Origin of the sequence: Streptomyces sp. NPDC057428 (genome assembly GCF_042803195.1) — a bacterium.
GTDB lineage: Bacteria > Actinomycetota > Actinomycetes > Streptomycetales > Streptomycetaceae > Streptomyces.
Window position 1 is genome coordinate 1 of record NZ_JBHVCT010000107.1, and the last position, 18,005, is coordinate 18,005.

Below are 18,005 nucleotides of genomic sequence, written 5' to 3' on the forward strand. Positions count from 1 at the left end.
GTCCGGAAGTGTTCCGGACGGGGGCGCCGCTCGTGAGGCTGGTTACAGCCCTACCGCTCAGAGACCGAGCTCGACCTCGAACTCGCCGGCCTCGAGGATCGCCTTGACCGTGGTCAGGTAACGGGCGGCGTCCGCGCCGTCCACCAGACGGTGGTCGTAGGAGAGCGAGAGGTAGGTCATGTCGCGGATGCCGATGACCGTGCCCTCCGCCGTCTCGATGACCACCGGACGCTTGACCGTGGCACCGATGCCCAGGATGGCGGCCTGGTTCGGCGGCACGATGACCGTGTCGAACAGCGCGCCGCGCGAACCGGTGTTGCTGACGGTGAAGGTCGCCCCGGACATGTCGTCCGGGGTGAGGCCGCCACCGCGCGCCTTGCCGGCCAGCTCGGCGGTCTTCTTCGCGATACCGGCGATGTTCAGGTCGCCCGCACCCTTGATGACCGGGGTCATCAGACCCTTCTCGGCGTCCACGGCGATGCCGATGTTCTCCGAGTCGAAGTACGTGATGGTGCCCTCGTCCTCGTTGATCCGGGCGTTGACGACCGGGTGGGCCTTCAGCGCCTGGGCCGCCGCCTTCACGAAGAACGGCATCGGGGACAGCTTGACGCCCTCACGGGCGGCGAAGGACTCCTTCGCCTGGTTGCGCAGCTTCATCAGCTTGGTGATGTCGACCTCGAGGACCGTGGTCAGCTGGGCCTGCGAGTGCAGCGCCTTCATCATGTTGTCGCCGATGAGCTTGCGCATGCGGGTCATCTTGACCGTCTGACCACGCAGCGGGGACGCCTCCAGCTTCGGCGCCGCCTTGGCCGCGGGAGCGGCGGCGGCCGGAGCCGGAGCGGCGGCGGCCCTGGCGGCCTCCGCGGCGGCGGCGACGTCCTGCTTGCGGATGCGGCCACCTACGCCGGTGCCCTTGACCGATCCCAGGTCGACGCCGTTCTCTGCGGCGAGCTTGCGGACCAGCGGCGTGACGTACGCGCCGTCGTCACCGGCGGGCGAGGCCGGAGCGGCCGGTGCCGGAGCCTGCGCGGCAGCCGGGGCGGGCGCGGCAGGCGCGGGTGCGGCCGGAGCCGCGGGTGCCGGAGCGGGCGCGGCGGGCGCCGGCGCCGGGGCGGCGGGGGCCGCCGGAGCCGGGGCCTGTGCGGCCGGGGCGGGCGCGGCAGGAGCCGGAGCCGGAGCCGCCTCGGCGGGAGCGGCGGCGGGTGCCGGTGCGGCCTCGGCCGGAGCGGCGGCGGGCGTGGCACCCGGAGCACCGATGACGGCGAGCTTGGCGCCGACCTCGGCGGTCTCGTCCTCACCGACCACGATCTCCAGCAGCACGCCGGCGACCGGGGCGGGGATCTCGGTGTCGACCTTGTCCGTGGAGACCTCGAGCAGGGGCTCGTCCTCCGCGACCTCCTCGCCGACCTCCTTCAGCCAGCGGGTGACGGTGCCCTCGGTGACGCTCTCACCGAGCGCGGGAAGGGTGACGTCGGTGCCGGAGGCGCCACCGGCCGGGGCGGCGGCGGGGGCCGGGGCCTGTGCGGCGGGCGCCTCGGCGGCCGGCGCCGGTGCGGCCTCGGCGGCCGGCGCCGGGGCGGCCTCCGTCTCGGCGGCCGGAGCGGACTCGGCCGCGGGTGCGCCCGAACCGTCGTCGATGACGGCCAGCTCGGCGCCGACCTCGACGGTCTCGTCCTCGGCGACCTTGATGGACGAGAGCACGCCTGATGCGGGCGCGGGGATCTCGGTGTCGACCTTGTCGGTCGAGACCTCGAGCAGCGGCTCGTCGGCCTCGACGCGCTCGCCCTCGGCCTTCAGCCAACGGGTGACAGTGCCCTCGGTGACGCTCTCGCCGAGCGCCGGAAGGGTTACGGAAACCGACATGGTTTCAGTTGCTCCTTACGAAAGTGCGGATGTGGTCGGTCGTCGCCCGGGACTGGATCAGTCGTGGGAGTGGAGAGGCTTGCCGGCCAGGGCCAGGTGGGCCTCGCCCATGGCCTCGTTCTGCGTCGGGTGGGCGTGGATGAGCTGCGCGACCTCGGCCGGCAGCGCCTCCCAGTTGTAGATCAGCTGGGCTTCGCCGACCTGCTCGCCCATACGGTCACCGACCATGTGGACGCCGACCACGGCACCGTCCTTGACCTGGACGAGCTTGATCTCGCCGGCGGTCTTCAGGATCTTGCTCTTGCCGTTGCCCGCCAGGTTGTACTTCAGCGCGACGACCTTGTCCGCACCGTAGATCTCCTTGGCCTTGGCCTCCGTGATGCCGACCGAGGCGACCTCGGGGTGGCAGTACGTCACCTTCGGCACACCGTCGTAGTCGACCGGCACGGTCTTCAGGCCGGCCAGACGCTCCGCCACCAGGATGCCCTCGGCGAAGCCGACGTGCGCGAGCTGGAGGGTCGGGACCAGGTCGCCCACGGCCGAGATCGTCGGGACGTTGGTCTGCATGTACTCGTCGACGAGGACGTAGCCGCGGTCCATCGCGACGCCGGCCTCCTCGTAGCCCAGACCCTGGGAGACGGGACCGCGGCCGATCGCGACCAGCAGCAGCTCCGCCTCGAAGGTCTTGCCGTCGGCGAGGGAGACCTTCACGCCGTCCTGCGTGTACTCGGCCTTGTCGAAGAAGGTGCCGAGGTTGAACTTGATGCCGCGCTTGCGGAACGCGCGCTCCAGGAGCTTCGAGCTGTTCTCGTCCTCGACCGGGACCAGGTGCTTCAGACCCTCGACGATCGTCACGTCGGTGCCGAAGGACTTCCACGCCGAGGCGAACTCGACGCCGATGACGCCGCCGCCCAGGACGATCGCGGACTTGGGCACACGGTCCAGCTTCAGCGCGTGGTCCGAGGAGATGATGCGGTTGCCGTCGATCTCCAGGCCGGGCAGCGACTTCGGCACGGAGCCGGTCGCCAGAAGCACGTGGCGGCCCTGGACGCGCTGGCCGTTCACGTCCACCGAGGTCGGCGACGACAGGCGTCCCTCACCCTCGATGTAGTGGACCTTGCGCGAGGCGATGAGTCCCTGCAGGCCCTTGTAGAGGCCCGAGATCACGTCGTCCTTGTACTTGTGGACGGCCGCCATGTCGATGCCCTCGAAGGTGGCCTTCACGCCGAACTGCTCGGCCTCGCGGGCCTGGTCGGCGATCTCGCCGGCGTGCAGCAGCGCCTTCGTGGGGATGCAGCCGTTGTGCAGGCAGGTGCCGCCGACCTTGCCCTTCTCGATCAGTGCGACGTCCAGGCCCAGCTGAGCTCCGCGCAGGGCCGCGGCGTAACCGCCACTGCCACCGCCGAGGATCACTAGGTCGAAAACGGTGCTGGCGTCGTTCGCCACGTCACGTCCTCCATGCATGTGCGCCGTATGCCGGGCCCCGTCGCTGGGGTGTGACCGGCCGGTCGGCTGGTGTTCGGCCGCTTGCGTTATTCGGCCCTGTGGTGGGGGCCCTGTCCTGCCGAGAACCCATCTTCGCACTTGTTGCGTGCGAACGGGACGCGGGCCCCTGCTCCGAGCCGGACGGTCGCCGGGCCCGGACGGTTACGGGTGCGTACAAATCTCCGGAAAAGCCGGTCGGAGCCGAAGGGGGAACGCCCACGGCCCCGGACGTATGCCCGGGGCCGTGTACGGCGCGTGAGCGCCGCGGGCGGATCGTCCCGTGCGGGACGGCCGGTCAGGACCTCAGCCGAGGTCGCCGGCCGCCGTGCGCTCGGCCAGCTTGACCAGGGTGCGGACCGCGGAGCCGGTGCCGCCCTTGGGCGTGTAGCCGTACGGGGCGCCCTCGTGGAACGCCGGGCCCGCGATGTCCAGGTGCGCCCAGGCGATGCCCTCGCCCACGAACTCCTTCAGGAACAGACCGGCCACCAGGCCGCCGCCCATCCGCTCGCCCATGTTGGCGATGTCGGCGGTCGGGGAGTCCATGCCCTTGCGCAGGTCGGCGGGGAGCGGCATCGGCCACGAGGCCTCGCCGACCTCCTCGGCGATCTCGTGGATCGACGTACGGAAGGCGTCGTCGTTGGACATCACACCGAAGGTGCGGTTGCCGAGGGCGAGGACCATCGCGCCGGTCAGGGTCGCCACGTCGACGATGGCGTCGGGCTTCTCCTCCGAGGCGCGGGTCAGCGCGTCCGCGAGGACCAGGCGGCCCTCGGCGTCCGTGTTGAGGACCTCGACCGTCTTGCCGCTGTACATGTGCAGCACGTCACCGGGGCGGGTGGCGTTGCCGGAGGGCATGTTCTCGGCGAGCGCCAGCCATCCGGTGACGTTGACCTGGAGACCGAGGCGGGACGCCGAGACGACGGCGGCGAACACGGCGGCCGCGCCGCTCATGTCGCACTTCATCGTCTCGTTGTGGCCGGCCGGCTTGAGCGAGATGCCGCCCGAGTCGTAGGTGATGCCCTTGCCCACGAGCGCCAGGGTCTTCTCGGCCTTGGGGTGGGTGTAGGCCAGCTTGACCAGGCGCGGGCCGTGGGTGGAGCCCTGACCGACGCCGAGCAGGCCGCCGTAACCGCCCTTGACGAGCGCCTTCTCGTCGAGGACCTGCACCTTGATGCCGTGCTCCTTGCCGGCGGCGGTGGCCACGGCGGCGAAGGACTCGGGGTACAGGTCGTTCGGCGGGGTGTTGATCAGGTCGCGGGCCCGGTTGATCTCCTCGACGACCGCGACGGCGCGCTCGGCGGCCGCCTTGAAGGCCTTGTCGCGCGGCTTGGTGCCGAGCAGGGCGACCTCGCCGAGCGGCAGCTTCCTGGCGTCCGGCTTGGCGCCCTTGGGGGCGAGCTTGTTCTCGCCGCCCTGGTAGGCGGTGAAGGCGTACGCGCCGAGGAGAGCACCCTCCGCGACGGCCGAGGCGTCCTCGACGGACTCCGTCGGCAGGGCGAATCCGGCCTTCTTCGAGCCCTTCAGCGCGCGCGCTGCGCTGCCGGCGGCCCGGCGCAGCGTCTCCGCGTCGTAGGCCTCGTCCTTCTCCGGGACCGGGCCGAGTCCGACCGCGATGACGACGGGGACCTTGAGGCCGGAGGGAGCGGGGAGCTTGGTCACTTCGCCCTCGGCCCCGGAGGCGCCCAGGGTCTCCAGGACGGTGGCGAGCTTTCCGTCGAACGCCTTGTCCACGGCCTCGGCGCCCGGTGCCACGACCAGGCCCCCGGACTTGGACCCAGCGCCCTTGGCGACACCGACGACGAGTGCGTCGGCGCGCAGCGTCGCCGCACCTGAGGTGCTGAGAGTGAGAGCAGTCACGGTGGTGGAATCTCGCTTCCGTTGAGTTGTGTGTCGGTCGAGGGGTGGGCCGACCGGGCCCGGCACATCGCGGACGGAGCCGCAATGTGCCGGTAATGAGCCTACGCGCGCCCGGGTCCCGGGCTCACGGGGGCGGGGCCGTCCGGTCGGCGGGGGCGCCGCGGGGCGGCGGCCGCAGGGACCCCGCGGCCGCCGTTCGGGCCCGGCCGGTCAGCCCAGCGCCAGCGCCAGCAGGGCCGTGGTGGCCGCGGTCTCCTCCAGCGCGCCGAACACGTCGCCGGTCACCCCGCCGAAGCGCCGCACGCAGTGACGCAGCATCAGGTGCGCGGCTCCGGTGCCCGCCAGGACGGCGAGCGCCTGGTGAAGGGCCGCGCCGTATCCGCCGCCCAGCAGGGCGCCGGCCCCCGCGCAGCAGACGACCACCGCACAGGCCGCGGCCGCCGCACCCGGCGGCGGGACCGTACCCGCCACCGCCGCGCCGAGTCCCTCCGGCCGCGCTGCCGGTACACCGCGGCGCGAGGCGAGCGTCAGCGCGAGCCTGGCCGTGACGGCGGCGGCCACCGTGCCCAGTGCGCCGTCGGCCCATCCGCTGCCGTACAGCTCGAAGAGGGCGGCGACCTGCGCCAGCAGCACGAACAGCAGGGTGACCACGCCGAACGGTCCGATGTCCGACTGCTTCATGATCCGCAGGGCCGCTTCGGCCGGCTTCGCGCTGCCGAGCCCGTCGGCGGTGTCCGCGAGCCCGTCCAGGTGCAGCCCTCTGGTCACCGCGGCCGGGAGCGCGGCGGAGGCGACCGCCGCCACCAGCGGTCCCGCACCGCCGAGCAGCAGGAGGCTCCCGGCGACGGCCGCGAGCACCCCCACGACGAGCCCGGCGAGCGGAGCGCACAGCATGCCCGCGCGTGCGGTCCGGCGGTCCCAGCGGGTGACGCGGACAGGGAGCGCGGTCAGGGTGCCGAAGGCGAAACGCAGGCCGTGGGTGTTCAGGGAGGTCACCGCGCGCACGCTAGCCGGTGTGGCCGATCGCCATATGGGGCAAAGTTGCCCAGAAGCCGCATAGGTGGTTCTTCGGGTGGAGGTGGAATGGGTCACTGGTTCCAGCAGAACATCGTCGAGCCGGGCAAGCTCCCGCTGCTGATCGCCCTGAGCGCCTTCGTGCTGACCTTCGCCGTCACCCGGATGATCACCCGCATGATCAGGGCGGGGAAGGGGCCGTTCCGCAACGTCACGCCCGGCGGTGTGCACGTCCACCACGTGGTGCCCGGTGTCGTGCTCTCGGTGGTCGGAGGGTTCGGCGCGGTCGCGAGCGGTCAGCAGGGCGTGGCCGCCGGGGTCTTCGCGGTCGTCTTCGGCGTCGGCGCGGGCCTCGTGCTCGACGAGTTCGCGCTGATCCTGCACCTCGACGACGTGTACTGGACCGAGGAGGGTCGGCAGAGCGTGGAGGTCGTCGTCCTCACCGCCTCGCTCGTCCTGCTCGTGCTGCTCGGTTTCTCACCGCTCGGCGTGGACGAGCTGACGGGTGAGGAGCAGCAGGGCAGGCTGGGTGTCGTCCTGACCTACGTCGCCAACTTCGGCTTCGTGCTCATCGCCCTGTTCAAGGGCAAGGCCCGGATGGCGGTGATCGGGACCCTCATCCCGTTCGTCGCGCTGATCGGGGCGATCCGGCTGGCCAGGCCCGCCTCGCTCTGGGCGAAGCGCTTCTACCGCCGCCGCCACAGGGCTCGCGCCAGAGCGGTGCTGAGGGCGTATCACCACGACGTGCGCTGGGTCGGACCCCGGCGCCGCTTCCAGGACCTGATCGGCGGGGCCCCGGACAGGACCCCGCTCCCGGGGCCCCGGCCGGGCCCCGGTCCCTGAGAGCCGCTCAGGCGGTCGTCCCCGCGTGCCGCGGGTCCCCGGGGGCCTCGTCGCCCTCCGAGGAATCCGCGTCCTGCTAGGCGTCCGCGCCCCCGTCCTGCGAGGCGGCCTCGGAAGGCTTCTCCTCGCCCCCGTCCAACTCCCGGACCTGCTCAGGGAGTTCCGCCGCGAGAGCCGCGGCGGCCTGGACGAGGGGGAGGGCCAGCAGTGCGCCACTGCCCTCGCCGACAGTCACCCCGTGGTCCAGCAGCGGCGTCAGCGCCATCCGGTCCAGCGCCTTCGCCTGCGCGGGCTCGCCGCTCACCTGGCCCGCGAGCCACCAGTCGGGGGCCCGGAAGGCCGCCCGCTGGGCCACCAGCGCGCACGCGGCCGAGACCACACCGTCCAGCACCACGGGCATGCGGCGTACGGCACTCTGCAGCAGGAAGCCGGTCATCGCCGCCAGATCCGCGCCGCCCACCGCTGCCAGCAGCTCGAGCTGGTTCCCGAGTACGGGGCGGGCCCGCCGCAGCGCGTCCCGGATCGCCGCACACTTGCGCATCCACGCCAGGTCGTCGATGTGGGCACCACCACGCCCGGTCACCACCGAGGCGTCCGTGCCGCACAGGGCCGCGATCAGGGTCGAGGCCGCCGTCGTCCCGCCGACGCTGAGATCACCCAGCACCACCAGGTCCGTGCCGGAGTCGGCCTCCTCGTCGGCGACGCGCATTCCGAGGCGTACGGCCTGCTCGGCCTCCCCGGCCGTGAGCGCGTCCTCGATGTCGATCCGGCCGCTGCCCCGCCGCACCCGGTCCCGCACGACGGCGTCCGGCAGCAGCTCCGGGTCGCAGTCCAGGCCGGCGTCCACGATCCGCACCGGCACGGAGAGGCGGCGGGCCAGCACGGCGACGGGACTGGCACCGTCCAGCGTGGCCCGTACCAGCCGGTGCGCGGTCCCGGCGGCCCGGCCGGAGACTCCCAGCTCGGCGACCCCGTGGTCACCGGCGAACAGCACGACGCGCGGGTGGTCCACCGGCTTGACCGGCACGGACTGCTGGGCGGCCGAGAGCCATTCGCCCAGTTCGTCGAGCCGGCCGAGTGCGCCCACGGGCACGGCCAGCCGCTCGCGGCGTTCCTCGGCATCACGCCGCACACCCCCGTCGGGGCGTTCGATCAGGTCGGAGAAGTCGTCCAGATTCACGGGGGTCTGCCTCGCGGGTCGTCACAGGGTGGGCCGGAACCCGGCTGAGGGTTCCTGCCGGGAACAGTACCCGGCAGCCAGGCACGCATCCCCGTCCCCGCACCCGTCGGCGATCAGCCCCGCAGCACCAGCGCCCGCCCGGCCACGACCAGCAGCACCTCCTCGCACTCGGCGGCGAACGCGGCGTTCAGGCGGCCCAGTTCGTCCCGGAAACGCCGACCGGATGCCGTCGCCGGGACGACGCCCGAACCGACCTCGTTGGTCACCGCGACGACCGTACGGCGCGTCCCGCGCACAGCGCGGACCAGCTCGGCGACCCGCTCGCGCAGCTTCTCCCGCCCGCCGTCCGTCCACCCGGTGTCGTCCCAGGCGTCCACCCGGTCCATCGCGTCGGTCAGCCACAGGGACAGGCAGTCGATCAGCAGCGGCGGCCCGTCCTGTTCGAGCAGTCCCGCGAGCTCGCAGGTCTCCTCGGTGCGCCAGGCGGCGGGCCTGCGTTCACGGTGCAGCCCGATCCGGGCCTCCCACTCCGTGTCGCCCTGCCGGCGCCCGCCCGTCGCCACGTACACCACCTCGGGACAGGTCTCCAGGCGCTGTTCGGCCTCCACCGACTTCCCCGACCGGGCCCCTCCCGTCACCAGCGTCCGCCGGGGCACCTCGGGTACGCAGTGGTAGGCGCCCACCGGAATGGTCGTCCCGTCCGGCACGGCCCGGGCTCCGGCGGCGGCGAGCCGCCGGTCCAGCTCGGCGCCCGGCGGCGCGTCGTGGTCCAGGTGGACCGCGACGATCTCGGTGACGGCGGTGACGGCCCCCACCGCCCGCAGCCTGGCCACGGCGTCCGGCCTGTCGATCACGTCGCAGACGACCATGTCGTAGGGCTCGGCGAACGGGTCGGCCAGACCGGCGGGGGAGGCACCGGGCGGCAGATAGAGCAGGCGCTCGCCCTCCGGCGAGGTCACCTCGTATCCGGTGCCCGGCGCGTCCATCGCCATGGCCCGGACCCGGTGGCCGCTGATCAGCGTCAGCTCCTGGCCGTCCGGGACCCGTCCCGCGGCGGGGAGCGAGGCGGGCAGTTCCACCGCGGGCCCGTCATGCGGATGGGTCAGCAGCACCTGGCGTACCCCGGAGAGCGAATGGCCGGCGCGCGCCGCGGCGAACACGGCGCCCGGGGTGAGGTCCAGCAGCAGGGCGTCGTCGACGAGCAGCGCGGTGGCGGCGCGCGCCCGCGTACCGCGGGACGACGTGCAGACGGCGCACGGGCAGTCGGGCCGCGGCAGCCCGTCAGGGGCTCCGGTGCCGAGCAGAGTCAGTTCCACGCCCTGATCCTCCCGTGTCCGTGAACCACCTGCGCGCCCGGCACACCCACTAGTCTTCGGGGAGCAACGTGACCCAGGAGGCGGACATGGCGTGGACGTGGCGGTTCGAGAAGTCCGACGGTACGGAGACGGAGCCGGCGCTGCAGCCGGAGGAGTTCACGACGCAGGGCGACGCGGAGTCCTGGATCGGTGAGTTCTGGAAGGAGCTCCTCGAAGGCGGCGCTGATCAGGTGTCGCTCTTCGAGGACACGACGAAGATCTACGGACCCATGAGTCTCCAGGCCGACTGAGGCCGCCGGACCCGCCCGGACCCGGAGTCCGGGCGGGCCGCACCGGCCCCTTCGCCCGTCCGGGCGGTGTCCGGGCTCCTGACGCCCGATTCAGCCCGATCCCGGACGAAGTGCCTCAGACCTCGCCCAGCGTGACCTGGACCGTCTTCTTCGCGTCCCCCCGGGTGTAGGCCACCGTGACCTTCTCGCCCGGCTCGTCACCCGCCAGCGCCTCCGAGAGCGAGGTGATGGTCGTGACCCGGTCGTCGCCGACCCGGGTGATGACGTCGCCGACGCGCAGGCCCGCCTCGTCCGCCGCGCCGCCCTTCTGGACGCTGACGACCGCGACGCCCGCCGGCCGGTACTCGCCGTCCACGACGGTGCGTCCCGTGATGTTCAGCGCCGCCCGGCCCGAGTCGGTGACCTTGCCGGACTTGATGATCTGGTCCGCGACCGTGCGGACCATGGAGACGGGGATCGCGAAACCGATACCGGGCGCGGCGCTGTCGCCCAGTTGGGGATCGGTCGCCGCGAGGGTCGGGATGCCGATCACCTCGCTGTCCAGGTTCACCAGCGCGCCGCCGCTGTTGCCGGGGTTGATGGCCGCGGACGTCTGCACCATGTCGGCCAGGGTCGCCCCCGTACCGCCGCCGGAGGTGCTCTCACTGACGGTCCGGCCCACGGCCGAGACGATGCCCTGGGTGACGCTGCTGGACAGGCCGAGCGGGGAGCCCATCGCCAGGACGATCTGCCCCACCTCGACCGTGTCGGTGTCGCCGAACCGCGCGGCGCGCAGCCCGTCGGGCACGTCGTCGAGCTTGAGGACCGCCAGGTCCTGCTCCGGGTAGGAGGAGACCAGGGTGGCCTTCAGCTCCTTCTCACCGGTCGCGACACTGACGTCGAAGGTCTTCTCGCTACCCACCACGTGCGCGTTCGTGACGATGTGGCCCTTGTCGTCGTAGACGATGCCCGAGCCGAGGCCGTCACCGGCGGCGATCTGCACCACGGAGGGCAGCACGTCCTTGATGACCGCCTGGTACTGGTCCTCGAGGTCGCCCGCCGCGCGTGACGCCACGCCCTGCTGCGCGGGCGCCGCTGCCGGGGCCGGATCCGGCCCCGCGCAGCCCCCCGCCAGCGCGACCGCGCACACGGCGGCGGCTGACCACATGAGGGAGCGGCGTACGCGGCTTCGGTACGGCGATGGGTCCATGCCCGGAGTATGGCCAGGCCGCGACGCCCGCGCCCTGTGCTGCTGGGCCGATCAGGGGTACACCCCGGCCCCGTTCAGCCGCGTACCCCGCACAGGTGCAGCAGCGCGGCGACCCCGCGGTACGGGTCGGTGCGCCCCGCCCGGTCCTCGGCGGCGAACACCCGCGCCAGCTCCTCGGGACCGGGCAGCTCCGCCTCGTTGTCCACGTTGTCGGTGAAGACGCGCACGCCGTACCAGGCGTGCAGCGGCGCGGCGATCCCGGCGAGCGTGGCCCGCAGCGTCCCGAGCCGGTCGGCCCGGACCTCGAGGCCGAGCCTGTTCGTGTAGGTGTCCGTGTCGAACGCCGCGAGAGCCGCGCCGAAGTCGCCCGCGGTCCCGGGCCGCATCGCCAGTGCGTCCGCGTTGCGTACGAGCAGCGACAGGAGGCCGCCGGGTGCCAGCATGCGCGCCAGGCCGGCCAGCATCGGATCGGGCTCGGACACATACATCAGCACGCCGTGGCAGAGGACCACGTCGAAACTGCCGGGCAGGAAGTGCACCCCGGTGTCATGGCCGTCGCCCTCGATGAGGCGGACCCGCTCCCGTATGCCGTCCGGCTCGCCCGCGAGGGACTCCCGCGCGGACCGAAGCATCTCGGTGTCGGACTCGAGGCCCGTCACCGAATGGCCGGCCCGCGCGAGGCGCAGGGCCTGTGTGCCCTGGCCCATGCCGACGTCGAGCACCCGCAGCCGCTGCCCCACGGGGAAGCGCCTGGCTATCTGCTCGTCGAGCTGCCGGGCGACGAGCTCCTGGCGGACCGTGTTGCGCAGTCCGCCGAGCCCTTCCAGCCACCGGGAGGACACCCCCGTGAAGCCGGAGGTCTCCGTGCTCAGGGCCGCTCTCCCCGCTTGACCTGCGGCTTGGGCAGACGAAGACGGCGCATCTGCAGCGTGCGCATCAGACCGTAGGCCACCGCCCCGCGCTTCGGGGTGTCGGGGAAGCGCTGCGCGAGCTGCTTCCTGAGACGGAATCCGAGGCCGATGGAGTCGACGACGATCAGCACGATCACGCCGAGCCAGAGCAGCAGCGAGATGTTCTGGATGTTCTGCACCTGGACCACGCTGAGGATCAGGATGATCACCGCGAGCGGGAGGAACCACTCCGCGATGCAGAAGCGCGAGTCCACGAAGTCGCGGACGTAGCGCCGCACGGGGCCCTTGTCACGCGCCGGCAGGTAGCGCTCGTCGCCCGAGGCGAGCGCCTCGCGCTGCCTGGCCATGTCGGAGCGGCGGGCCTCGCGCTGGCGCTTGGCGGCCTCCTTGCGGTCCGTCGGCGCGCTGCTCGAGGCACGCCGCCGCTGCGTCTGGGCGTCGCTGCGCCGGGGGGTGGGGCGACCTTTGGGAGCCTGGGGGTCGCGGGGCTGCTTGGAGAGGTCCGCCGTCACCTTGTCGGTGGGGGCCTTCTCTTCCTTGGAACGGCTACGGAACACAAAACCCAAGAGTAATGGGTCGCCCTGCACAACCGGGGACCGGCCGGGAACGATCCGGCAACGGCCCGCGTCCAGAAAAGTGGTGTGACAGGGGCAGAACGGACGTCGCCGCGACTTCCCCTGATCTTCGTCTACTCCTTGGGCGGGAGCGGTATCCGGCGGCAGTCGTCCTTGGGGAGGAGCACATCCGTGCCCGAACAGTGCGGTAATGGAGACAGGGCCCGTACTGTGGGTTCTGTTGGAGTGCTGGAGCCCAGTTAAGTCAGAAGGGGGCGCGCGAAGCCCATGAGCGGTGTCATGAAGCGTATGGGAATGATCTTCCGCGCGAAGGCAAACAAGGCCCTTGACCGGGCCGAGGATCCGCGCGAGACCCTCGATTACTCGTACCAGAAGCAGCTCGAACTGCTCCAGAAGGTACGCCGCGGCGTCGCCGATGTGGCGACCTCGCGCAAGCGGCTCGAGCTGCAGCTGAACCAGCTGCAGGGCCAGTCGTCCAAGCTGGAGGACCAGGGCCGCAAGGCGCTCGCGCTCGGTCGCGAGGACCTGGCCCGTGAGGCGCTCTCGCGGCGTGCCGCCCTCCAGCAGCAGGTCTCCGATCTGGAGACACAGCACCAGACGCTGCAGGGTGAGGAGGAGAAGCTCACTCTCGCGGCCCAGCGTCTGCAGGCCAAGGTCGACGCCTTCCGCACGAAGAAGGAGACCATCAAGGCCACCTACACCGCCGCCCAGGCCCAGACCCGGATCGGGGAGGCCTTCTCGGGCATCTCCGAGGAGATGGGCGACGTCGGCCTCGCGATCCAGCGGGCCGAGGACAAGACCCAGCAGCTGCAGGCGCGCGCCGGGGCCATCGACGAGCTGCTCGCCTCGGGCGCGCTCGACGACTCGTCCGGCACGGCGAAGGACGACATCGCCGCCGAGCTCGACCGGATCTCCGGTGGTACGGATGTGGAACTGGAACTGCAGCGCATGAAGGCCGAGCTGGCCGGCGGGTCCGCCGGACAGCAGCAGGCCATCGAGGGCGGCACGCAGGACGCGGCACCGCAGTCGCAGCAGTCCCCGCACAAGTTCGACAAGCAGTGAGGGCGGCGTCATGATCGTACGGATCATGGGGGAGGGCCAGGTCAGCCTGGCCGACAGTCACCTCGCCGAGCTGAGCGAGCTCGACGACGTGCTCCTGGCGGAGATGGAGAGCGGTGACGGTCCGGGCTTCCGGGCCACGCTCCACGCACTCCTGGACAAGGTGCGCGAGCTGGGGTCACCGCTCCCCGACGACTCCCTGGAGCCGTCCGAACTGATCCTTCCGGCATCCGACGCCACCCTCGAAGAGGTGCGCTCCATGCTCCGCGACGACGGGCTCATCCCCGGCTGAAGGACTCGCGCCCCGTACTCCTCATGCCGCCCCGTTCCGGGTCTTCCGGAGCGGGGCGGCATGCTGGCGGAGCGCCTCTCCACGCCGCCGGCCCGGGCCCGGCCCTGTGACGGCGTCCTGACACCGCACGGACCGCGGCGTCGACGGCACGCCGTACCGTGGCTCGACGTGACCACCCTCGGAACCGGCTTCGTACGGCCCCGCCGCTGGCTGCGCGGCCATCCCCTCGCCTTCGACCGGGGACTGGCCGCGGCTGTGCTCGCCTGCATGATCTGCGCGTCGTTCGCCGAGCAGAACCCGGGCCACGAGCCCATCTTCGGCGCCCGCATCCCGGAACCGTCCAGTGTGCTGCTGATGGTGCTCTCCGCCGGTGCGCTCGTCATGCGCAGGCGCAGGCCCATGGCCGTGCTCGCCGTCACGGGGCTGCTCTCCGCCGTCGAGTTCGTCCTGATGGACCCGCCCGCCCCCGTCGTGATGAGCTCGGTCATTGCCCTGTTCACCGTCGCTTCCCGTACCGACCGGCCCACCACCTGGCGGGTCGGTCTGCTGACCATGGGGGTGCTGACCATGGCCGCCATGGTCGTCGGCAGCACTCCCTGGTACAGCCAGGAGAACGTCGGTGTCCTCGCCTGGACCGGTCTGGCCGGAGCCGCGGGGGACGCGGTGCGCAGCCGGCGGGCCTTCATCGACGCGATCAGGGAGCGGGCCGAGCGCGCGGAGCGCACCCGCGAGGAGGAGGCCCGCCGCAGGGTCGCCGAGGAGCGCCTGCGGATCGCCCGCGACCTGCACGACGTCGTGGCCCACCACATCGCGCTGGTCAACGTGCAGGCCGGGGTGGCCGCCCACGTCATGGACAAGCGCCCCGACCAGGCGAAGGAAGCGCTCGCCCACGTTCGGGAGGCCAGCCGCTCCGCCCTCAACGAGCTCCGTGCCACGGTCGGGCTGCTGCGCCAGTCCGGCGATCCGGAGGCGCCCACCGAACCCGCACCCGGGCTCGCGGTCCTCGACGCGCTGGTCGACACCTTCCGCAACGCGGGCCTGCCCGTCGAGGTGGCCTGCGCCGACCGGGACAGCCCCCTGCCCGCAGCCGCAGACCTCGCCGCGTACCGGATCATCCAGGAGGCCCTGACCAACGTGCGCAAGCACGCGGGGGGAGACGCGAAGGCCGAGGTCAGCGTAGTCCGGGTCGGTGAGACCGCGGAGATCACCGTGCTCGACAACGGGAAGGGGGCGGATCCGGGCCCCGGAACGTCCGACGGCGGCGGCCACGGCCTGATCGGCATGCGCGAGCGGGTCACCGCCCTCGGCGGCACGCTGACGGCCGGCCCCCGTTACGGAGGCGGATTCCGGGTCCATGCGATCCTTCCCGTCACGTCCCGCACACGTGCGCCGGAGGGGCCGGTCACCGCGGAGACGACGGGGGGATCCGTATGACACCCATCAAGGTGCTGCTGGCCGACGACCAGGCGCTGCTGCGCAGCGCGTTCCGGGTGCTGGTGGACTCCGAGCCGGACATGCAGGTCGTGGGTGAGGCCGCGGACGGTGCCGAGGCCGTCACCCTGGCCCGCTCGACCCTCGCCGACGTGGTGCTGATGGACATCCGGATGCCGGGCACGGACGGACTCGCCGCCACCCGGTTGATCAGCGCCGACCCGGACCTGGCGGGCGTACGGATCGTCATGCTCACCACCTTCGAGGTGGACGACTACGTGGTGCAGTCCCTGCGGGCGGGCGCCTCCGGCTTCCTGGGCAAGGGCGCGGAGCCCGACGAACTGCTCAACGCCATCCGTATCGCCGCGGCCGGCGAGGCACTCCTCTCCCCGGCCGCGACGAAGGGCCTGATCGCCACCTTCCTGGCCCAGGGCGGCACCGCGGGCGAAGGTCCCGACGCCGCGGAGTACTCCGAGCGCCTCGGTGCGCTCACCGGACGCGAGCGCGAGGTACTCGTGCTGGTCGCGGGTGGGCACTCCAACGACCAGATCGCCGAGCGCCTCGCCGTCAGCCCTCTCACGGTGAAGACGCACGTCAACCGGGCGATGGCGAAGCTGGGCGTGCGGGACCGCGCCCAGCTGGTCGTCATCGCGTACGAGTCGGGTCTGGTGCGCCCCAGGGCGGAGTGAGGGGCGGCGCCGCCCCGCTCCGGGCTCCGGGGTGGAGCGAAGGGTGGAGGCGGTTCCCCTGTTGTGTCCCCGAACAGCCGACCATCTGCCGCGTACGCCACAGAAGAGAGAGACCCACCCATGTCTCGTGCGTGCCGACGGGTGCGTTCGGCTCCGCCGTGCGCGGGGGCCGCGCCTTACGGCAGCGCCAGCATTCGCTCCAGGGCCGCCTTCGCGAACTTCTCGGTCTCCGCGTCGACCTGGATGCGGTTGACCGTGTTCCCCTCGGCCAGCGACTCCAGGGTCCACACCAGGTGCGGCAGGTCGATCCGGTTCATCGTCGAGCAGAAGCAGACCGTCCTGTCGAGGAAGACGATCTCCTTGTCCTCGGCGGCGAAACGGTTCGCCAGCCGCTGGACCAGGTTCAGTTCCGTACCGACGGCCCACTTGGAGCCGGCCGGAGCGGCCTCCAGGGCCTTGATGATGTACTCCGTCGAGCCCACGTAGTCCGCGGCAGCCACGACCTCGTGCTTGCACTCCGGGTGTACCAGCACGTTGACGCCCGGGATCCGCTTCCGTACGTCGTCGATCGATTCCACCGAGAAGCGCCCGTGCACCGAGCAGTGCCCGCGCCAGAGGATCATCTTCGCGTCGCGCAGTTCCTCGGCGGTCAGGCCGCCGTTCGGCTTGTGCGGGTTGTAGAGGACGCAGTCCTCCAGGCTCATCCCCATCTCCCGCACGGCGGTGTTGCGGCCCAGGTGCTGGTCCGGCAGGAAGAGCACCTTGCCCGCCGAGGGCTCCCTCTGTTCGAAGGCCCACTCCAGTGCGCGCTTCGCGTTCGAGGAGGTGCAGATGGTGCCACCGTGCCTGCCCGTGAAGGCCTTGATGTCGGCGGACGAGTTCATGTACGAGACCGGCACGACCTGGTCGGCGACCCCCGCCTCGGTCAGCACGTCCCAGCACTCGGCGACCTGTTCGGCGGTGGCCATGTCGGCCATCGAGCAGCCCGCCGCCAGGTCCGGCAGCACGACCTTCTGGTCGTCGCCGGTGAGGATGTCCGCGGACTCCGCCATGAAGTGCACGCCGCAGAAGACGATGTACTCCGCGTCGGGCCGGCCGGCGGCGTCTCGGGCGAGTTTGAAGGAGTCGCCGGTGACGTCCGCGAACTGGATGACCTCGTCGCGCTGGTAGTGGTGTCCGAGGATGAACACCTTGTCCCCGAGCTTCTCCTTGGCCACGCGGGCCCGCTCCACCAGGTCCGGGTCGGACGGTGAGGGCAGGTCGCCGGGGCATTCGACCCCGCGCTCGCTCCGGGGGTCGGCCTCGCGGCCGAGCAGCAGGAGAGCGAGCGGGGTCGGCTGGACATCCAGGGGCTGGGCGGTGGTCACGGCACGCACCCTCTCTTTTCTGCGATACGCCTTTTCGTCTAATTGACGTTATTAATCATAACCGCTTCGCGTCAGTTTGACGATGCCGATAGCGTCGATGTGACGCATCCCCCCGCGGGGGTGGTGTGCGAGCATGAAGGGAACAGACACGCGCCAGGCCCGGAATGAATCCGCGGCCCCGATGGTTGGACCGTCGGCAAGCAGTCCGTACAACCCGGGAGAGAAGCAGATGTCCGTATCGGACGAGACCACCACCGTGAGCGACGGCATCCTCCTGTCCGACGCCGCCGCATCCAAGGTCAAGACCCTGCTGGAGCAGGAGGGCCGGGACGACCTGGCGCTGCGCGTCGCCGTTCAGCCCGGCGGCTGCTCGGGCCTGCGCTACCAGCTCTTCTTCGACGAGCGCTCGCTCGACGGTGACGTCGTGAAGGACTTCGGCGGCGTCAAGGTCGTCACCGACCGGATGAGCGCCCCGTACCTGGGCGGCGCGTCCGTCGACTTCGTGGACACCATCGAGAAGCAGGGCTTCACGATCGACAACCCGAACGCCACGGGTTCCTGCGCCTGCGGTGACTCCTTCAGCTAAAGCCTGATCCAGCTGAAGCCTGAGACGCACGACGACGGCGGCGCCCCCGGACCGGGGG

At 71.8% G+C, this 18,005-nt stretch carries 17 protein-coding genes; 7 read left to right on the top strand and 10 right to left on the bottom strand.

The annotated features are described in order from the left end of the window. Positions 1 to 57: 57 nt before the first annotated feature. From sucB to ACFU5K_RS27915, 4 genes are all read right to left on the bottom strand, one after another. On the bottom strand, positions 58 to 1,863 hold the full coding sequence (gene sucB / locus ACFU5K_RS27900) for a 2-oxoglutarate dehydrogenase, E2 component, dihydrolipoamide succinyltransferase (protein WP_384066495.1): 1,806 nt from the start codon (positions 1,861 to 1,863) through the stop codon (positions 58 to 60). 57 nt (positions 1,864 to 1,920) lie between these two features. Continuing rightward, a complete protein-coding gene (lpdA, locus tag ACFU5K_RS27905) occupies positions 1,921 to 3,309 on the bottom strand; it encodes a dihydrolipoyl dehydrogenase (RefSeq protein ID WP_384066497.1) in 1,389 nt (462 codons plus the stop codon). A 342-nt stretch (positions 3,310 to 3,651) separates the two neighbouring features. Then, entirely contained in the window at positions 3,652 to 5,205 is a 1,554-nt protein-coding gene (locus ACFU5K_RS27910; protein WP_384066499.1) for a leucyl aminopeptidase, read from the bottom strand. A gap of 210 nt (positions 5,206 to 5,415) precedes the next feature. Further along, positions 5,416 to 6,201: an adenosylcobinamide-GDP ribazoletransferase gene (locus ACFU5K_RS27915; RefSeq protein ID WP_384066501.1), complete on the bottom strand. Its 786-nt coding sequence runs from the start codon at positions 6,199 to 6,201 to the stop codon at positions 5,416 to 5,418. An 87-nt stretch (positions 6,202 to 6,288) separates the two neighbouring features. Here ACFU5K_RS27915 and ACFU5K_RS27920 point away from each other — a divergent pair, with 87 nt between their 5' ends. Next, positions 6,289 to 7,062 carry a hypothetical protein gene (locus ACFU5K_RS27920; protein ID WP_384066503.1) on the top strand — a complete coding sequence of 258 codons (774 nt, stop codon included), beginning with the start codon at positions 6,289 to 6,291 and terminating at the stop codon, positions 7,060 to 7,062. 76 nt (positions 7,063 to 7,138) lie between these two features. On the opposite strand, the gene cobT is transcribed toward ACFU5K_RS27920, so the two are convergent. Beyond that, entirely contained in the window at positions 7,139 to 8,242 is a 1,104-nt protein-coding gene (gene cobT, locus ACFU5K_RS27925; RefSeq protein ID WP_384066504.1) for a nicotinate-nucleotide--dimethylbenzimidazole phosphoribosyltransferase, read from the bottom strand. Between the two features lie 113 nt (positions 8,243 to 8,355). After that, positions 8,356 to 9,558 carry a bifunctional adenosylcobinamide kinase/adenosylcobinamide-phosphate guanylyltransferase gene (locus tag ACFU5K_RS27930; protein ID WP_384066505.1) on the bottom strand — a complete coding sequence of 401 codons (1,203 nt, stop codon included), beginning with the start codon at positions 9,556 to 9,558 and terminating at the stop codon, positions 8,356 to 8,358. Between the two features lie 86 nt (positions 9,559 to 9,644). On the opposite strand from ACFU5K_RS27930, the gene ACFU5K_RS27935 reads away from it, so the two are divergent. After that, positions 9,645 to 9,848 carry a hypothetical protein gene (locus ACFU5K_RS27935; protein ID WP_384066507.1) on the top strand — a complete coding sequence of 68 codons (204 nt, stop codon included), beginning with the start codon at positions 9,645 to 9,647 and terminating at the stop codon, positions 9,846 to 9,848. A gap of 115 nt (positions 9,849 to 9,963) precedes the next feature. On the opposite strand, the gene ACFU5K_RS27940 is transcribed toward ACFU5K_RS27935, so the two are convergent. From ACFU5K_RS27940 to ACFU5K_RS27950, 3 genes are all read right to left on the bottom strand, one after another. After that, on the bottom strand, positions 9,964 to 11,037 hold the full coding sequence (locus ACFU5K_RS27940) for a S1C family serine protease (RefSeq protein WP_384066509.1): 1,074 nt from the start codon (positions 11,035 to 11,037) through the stop codon (positions 9,964 to 9,966). Between the two features lie 74 nt (positions 11,038 to 11,111). After that, a complete protein-coding gene (locus ACFU5K_RS27945) occupies positions 11,112 to 11,879 on the bottom strand; it encodes a class I SAM-dependent methyltransferase (protein ID WP_384066511.1) in 768 nt (255 codons plus the stop codon). A 26-nt stretch (positions 11,880 to 11,905) separates the two neighbouring features. Next, on the bottom strand, positions 11,906 to 12,505 hold the full coding sequence (locus ACFU5K_RS27950) for a DUF3043 domain-containing protein (protein ID WP_384066513.1): 600 nt from the start codon (positions 12,503 to 12,505) through the stop codon (positions 11,906 to 11,908). A 297-nt stretch (positions 12,506 to 12,802) separates the two neighbouring features. Between ACFU5K_RS27950 and ACFU5K_RS27955 the strand changes: the two genes are divergently transcribed. The 4 genes from ACFU5K_RS27955 to ACFU5K_RS27970 all read left to right on the top strand — a co-directional run bounded on the left by ACFU5K_RS27955 (position 12,803) and on the right by ACFU5K_RS27970 (position 15,994). Beyond that, complete coding sequence (locus ACFU5K_RS27955; protein WP_384066514.1) at positions 12,803 to 13,585, top strand: PspA/IM30 family protein; 783 nt, start codon at positions 12,803 to 12,805, stop codon at positions 13,583 to 13,585. A 10-nt stretch (positions 13,586 to 13,595) separates the two neighbouring features. Continuing rightward, complete coding sequence (locus ACFU5K_RS27960; RefSeq protein WP_384066516.1) at positions 13,596 to 13,874, top strand: hypothetical protein; 279 nt, start codon at positions 13,596 to 13,598, stop codon at positions 13,872 to 13,874. A gap of 168 nt (positions 13,875 to 14,042) precedes the next feature. Beyond that, positions 14,043 to 15,308, top strand: coding sequence for a histidine kinase (locus ACFU5K_RS27965; protein ID WP_384066517.1), 1,266 nt, complete (start codon positions 14,043 to 14,045; stop codon positions 15,306 to 15,308). Continuing rightward, a complete protein-coding gene (locus ACFU5K_RS27970; RefSeq protein WP_384066519.1) occupies positions 15,305 to 15,994 on the top strand; it encodes a response regulator in 690 nt (229 codons plus the stop codon). The genes ACFU5K_RS27965 and ACFU5K_RS27970 overlap by 4 nt, the downstream gene beginning before the upstream one ends. Positions 15,995 to 16,170: 176 nt before the next feature. Here the strand turns inward: ACFU5K_RS27970 and nadA are convergent, their stop codons facing one another. Then, positions 16,171 to 17,370, bottom strand: coding sequence for a quinolinate synthase NadA (nadA, locus tag ACFU5K_RS27975; RefSeq protein ID WP_384066521.1), 1,200 nt, complete (start codon positions 17,368 to 17,370; stop codon positions 16,171 to 16,173). Between the two features lie 220 nt (positions 17,371 to 17,590). Here nadA and ACFU5K_RS27980 point away from each other — a divergent pair, with 220 nt between their 5' ends. After that, entirely contained in the window at positions 17,591 to 17,947 is a 357-nt protein-coding gene (locus tag ACFU5K_RS27980; protein ID WP_327119342.1) for an iron-sulfur cluster assembly accessory protein, read from the top strand. Positions 17,948 to 18,005 lie beyond the last annotated feature (58 nt).